The organism is Microcoleus sp. M2_D5, from assembly GCF_036701935.1.
GTDB lineage: Bacteria > Cyanobacteriota > Cyanobacteriia > Cyanobacteriales > Microcoleaceae > Microcoleus.
Genome location: NZ_JAUBRP010000151.1, coordinates 1 through 4,250, shown reverse-complemented (window position 1 = coordinate 4,250; position 4,250 = coordinate 1). Strand labels below are relative to the sequence as shown.

Sequence of the window (4,250 nt, the reverse complement as noted above, 5' to 3'; positions counted from 1 at the left end):
CGTCCTTTTTGGACGGGCGGGACGCCCATCCCACAATAACAATTAAAATTGTAAGTTATTTAATTCGCGATCCTAAGAGCAAACAAATTCGATTAATTGCAGGTTAGAGTTGTAAGGACACGGCAGTGCCGTGTCCTTACTCGTTTTTGAGCTTAAATGAGTGTGACGCTGAATCTGTCAGAGTCATTAAATGCGAGCGAGAGTAATAGTTGTGAAGATTGGTGAGATACCCTTCAACAAATTTATCGGCGTAGAAAAAGTAATATTGCTGCGAAAAGCTATTATGCGAATTCAATCTCTTTTCAAACAAATGACTCTGGTGGCTCTAGCTCTATTTTTTGCGATCGGTTGCAATCGATCGACTCCGAACGTAAACTCTTCCCCTGAAGCAAGTACCTCTAGCAGCTTTAGAGTGGCATTGGTCGCGACAGGACCTAAAGATAACAACAGTTGGGATCAAGCTTGCTTTGAAGGATTGAATCTCATCAAAGATAAATATAATGCTCGGGTAGACTTTACTGGCAGTATTGACAGTGAACATAGTGAAGCTGTCATTCGCAAATATGCCCAGTCAGGCTATGACCTGGTAATTGCATGCAGTGGTGCCTATATCAAAGCTGCCGAAAAGGTCGCTAAAGAATTTCCGCGAACGAAATTTGCCCTGGTTACCACGTATCCAGGGAATAACCAAAATTTGGGGGCTGTTGCCTTTCGATCGGGTGAGGTGGGATACCTCACAGGCGCTTTGGCTGCCATGAAGACCAAAAGCAATAAAGTTGGCTATATTGTGGGTGAACCTTATCCGGTTTACAAAGAAGAAGAAGCATTGTTTAGGCGGGGAGTGAAAGCAACGAATCCCTCCGTTCAACCCTCGACTGCTTTTCTCAACTCTTGGAGTGATACGGACAAAGCCACCAAAGTCGCAACGGATATGGTTGCCTCTGGAGTAGATGTTTTGGCAATCAACGCAGATGAGGCAGGGTTTGCCGCCCTAAAAGCCGTTACGCAAAAGCCAGGAGTCTTTGTGATTGGTTGGTCAAAGGATCAGTACGAACTTGCTCCCGGCAAAGTCCTAACTAGCGTTCTGCAGGACATTCCCAATCTGGTGCTAAATGTGGCAGTGTTAACCCAGCAAGGTCGCTGGGAAGGAAAACTTTACAAGTTTGGGCTCAAGGAAAAAATCTATGACTTTGCTCCTTTCCGTGGCACTCTCACGTCTCAGGAAGAGGACACTTTCAAGACGATCCGAGATGCTGTGACGACTGGCCAAATTGATGTTTCTCCTTAGTGCGCCGATTAATTGATTTACCAATATTGAGCCTAAGTCCGATGAAAAATCAACGCAACGATCGCGCTCTGCCGATCGCCAAAAGCTCCCCTTCACATCCCTGGCAACGCTTCTTTTCTATTGCACATCAGCTTCGCTATGGTTTGATATTGTTGGTTCTCCTGAGCTTGCTGCCCACAGGTGGCTTGCTGATCTACCTCAGCTTTCAGGCGCAGATCCAGCAATCGCGATCGCTCCAAGAAGCGCGCAGCCAGACAGCAGGAGGGCAGATTGATAATTATCTAGATGACTTGAAACGAAAACTGAGCTATTTAGCTAGGGTCAAAGGACTCACAAACTTTCAACCTCAAGCGCAACAGAGCCTGTTGGAAGGGTTGATTCGTCATAATGATGCTTATAAAGCCGTTGCCATTTTGAACCGGAAGGGACAAGTTGTCGCGTCAGTTTCACCCTACGAACCGCTCAAGTTAGAAAATCCAGCCAATTCGCCACTGTTTATTCGTGCCTTCAAACAACAGGAAGATTATGTGAGTCCTGTAGAAATTAATCCTCAAACCAACCAACTAACAACCATTATGGCGGTTCCGATTCGGAATGACAGAGATGAGGTGGATGGGGTGCTATTAGCGCAGATAAATCTCAACTTTCTCTGGTTTATTGTTTCCCAAACGGAGGTTGGCAAGACGGGTTATGTTTATGTAGTCGATGAGCGTAATTTTCTCATTGCTCAAAAGGGTAGTAAGCCAGAAACGTTTCAACTTCAAGATATTTCTAAGCGTCCCTTTTTTCAATTTTTGAAAGCATCCGAAGATATTAAGCGCCTTAACGTTTATCAGGGTCTAAAGCAGATACAAGTATTGGGAGCGAGTACCTTAATTCGGAGCGTCAATTGGACTGTGGTGGTAGAACTGCCAACGGCTGAGGCGTATGCTCCCGTTTACCAAATGCTCTCAGTTATGGCAGGCTCATTGGCGGTGGTGACGATCGTCGCTGTTGGCATTGGCTTTCTATTTATTCGGCAAATTGTGGTGCCGCTAGAGCGCTTAACCGCGGCAGCTACTGAACTCAGTGCGGGGGAATTAGATACGCGGGTCAACATCCACAGCCAAAACGAATTGGGGACATTGGCGATCGCCTTTAACAATATGGCAACTCAGTTAGAGGAACTGATTAAAGCTGTTGAAGTGGAACGCAATTTCGTTTCAGCTATTCTTGAAATTGCAGGGGCCCTGGTAGTTGTTCTCGACCCGCAGGGACAAATCGTTCGCTTTAACCGAGCTTGCGAACAAACGACTCATTACTCGTTTAGTGAAGTGAAGGGGCGCTACATTTGGGAATTGTTCCCAAACTCAGACTTAGCAGGACAAGCCAAAACTGCTTTTGAGTCTTTACAATCTGGTAATTTTCCCCAGCAGTATGAAGGAAGTTGGGCGAGTAAAGATGGACAACTTAGGCTCATTGCTTGGTCAGATACTGCTTTAGTGGACGATCGAGGTGAAATTGAGTACATCATCAAAACAGGGATTGACATTACTCAACGGAAACAAGCAGAAGAAGAACTCAAAGCGTCGGAACAGCGGCTATCTTTTCTATTCCGCCAAACTGCACTGGCAGTGGTGGAATGGGATTTAAACTTTCAAGTCACTGCCTGGAATCCAGCGGCAGAGCAGATTTTTGGTTACACGGCCAAAGAGGCGATCGGACACCATGCGGCAGAATTAATTGTGCCTGCGTCTGCCAGAAAGGTGGTCGATCGAATTATGAACGAGTTGTTGATGTACACCCAAGGAATCTACAGCGTCAACGAAAATTTTACAAAAAACGGCAAAACCATTATTTGCGAATGGTTCAATACGCCTTTAGTAGGGGATGGTGGAAATATTATTGGAGTTGCATCCTTGGCACTGGATATTACTGAGCGCAAGCAAGCCGAAGCTGCATTAAGGCAAGCAAAAGAGGAAGCTGAGGTTGCACTCAAAACCTTACAGCAAACTCAGGCACAGCTTCTTCAGGCAGAGAAAATGTCAGGTTTGGGGCAACTGGTTGCTGGTGTTGCTCACGAAATTAATAATCCAGTCAACTTTATCTATGGCAACCTGATCCATACTGCCGAATACACGCAAAATTTACTAGAGTTGATTCAGCTTTACCAGCAAACCTATCCAACTAATACTCAAATTCAGGAAAAAATTGAAGAGTTCGAGCTGGACTACATTAGTGAAGATTTGCCCAAAATGCTGAGTTCAATGAAGGTGGGAGCCGATCGCATTCGTGAAATTGTCCTGTCGCTGCGAAACTTCTCGCGGCTGGATGAGGCAGACATGAAGCCAGTTGATATCCACGAGGGAATTGACAGCACATTGATGATTTTGCAAAATCGACTGAAGGCAAAACCGGATCGTCCTGCTATTGAAATTGTTAAAGAGTACGGCGACTTACCGCTGGTAGAGTGCTATGCCGGACAGTTGAACCAAGTCTTTATGAATATTCTGGCAAATGCGATCGATGCTTTAGAAAACTACGACAATCAGCGTTCTCGAAAAGACATCCAAACAAATCCCAGTCGCATCACTATTCGGACTAAGCTAGTCACCAACGAAACTGAGCCAGGTTGTTCTAAAAACGTGGTGATTCAAGTTCAAGACAATGGGCCGGGGATGACGGAAACTGTTAGACAACAGGTGTTCAATCCCTTCTTCACCACCCAACCAATTGGTAAAGGAACTGGATTAGGGCTATCCATCAGCTATCAAATTGTAGTTGATAAGCACGGTGGCTTCCTCCAGTGCTTTTCTCAACCCCATCAAGGAGCAGAGTTCCGCATTGAAATTCCTGTTTTGCAAAGCGGTGCTGTAGCACTTGTGGGTAAATAAGGAATGAGAATTAAATAACTTCCACTTTTCATGTTTGTTGTGGGATGGGCGTCCCGCCCGTCCAAAAAGGACGGGCGGGACGCCCCACC

Annotated in this window: 2 protein-coding genes; both read left to right on the top strand. The window is 45.6% G+C overall.

The annotated features are described in order from the left end of the window. The first annotated feature begins 211 nt into the window (after window positions 1-211). On the top strand, window positions 212-1,288 hold the full coding sequence (locus tag QUA50_RS29025; RefSeq protein WP_333298607.1) for a BMP family protein: 1,077 nt from the start codon (window positions 212-214) through the stop codon (window positions 1,286-1,288). A 41-nt stretch (window positions 1,289-1,329) separates the two neighbouring features. Then, window positions 1,330-4,161 carry a PAS domain S-box protein gene (locus QUA50_RS29020; protein WP_333262676.1) on the top strand — a complete coding sequence of 944 codons (2,832 nt, stop codon included), beginning with the start codon at window positions 1,330-1,332 and terminating at the stop codon, window positions 4,159-4,161. Window positions 4,162-4,250: the final 89 nt, after the last annotated feature.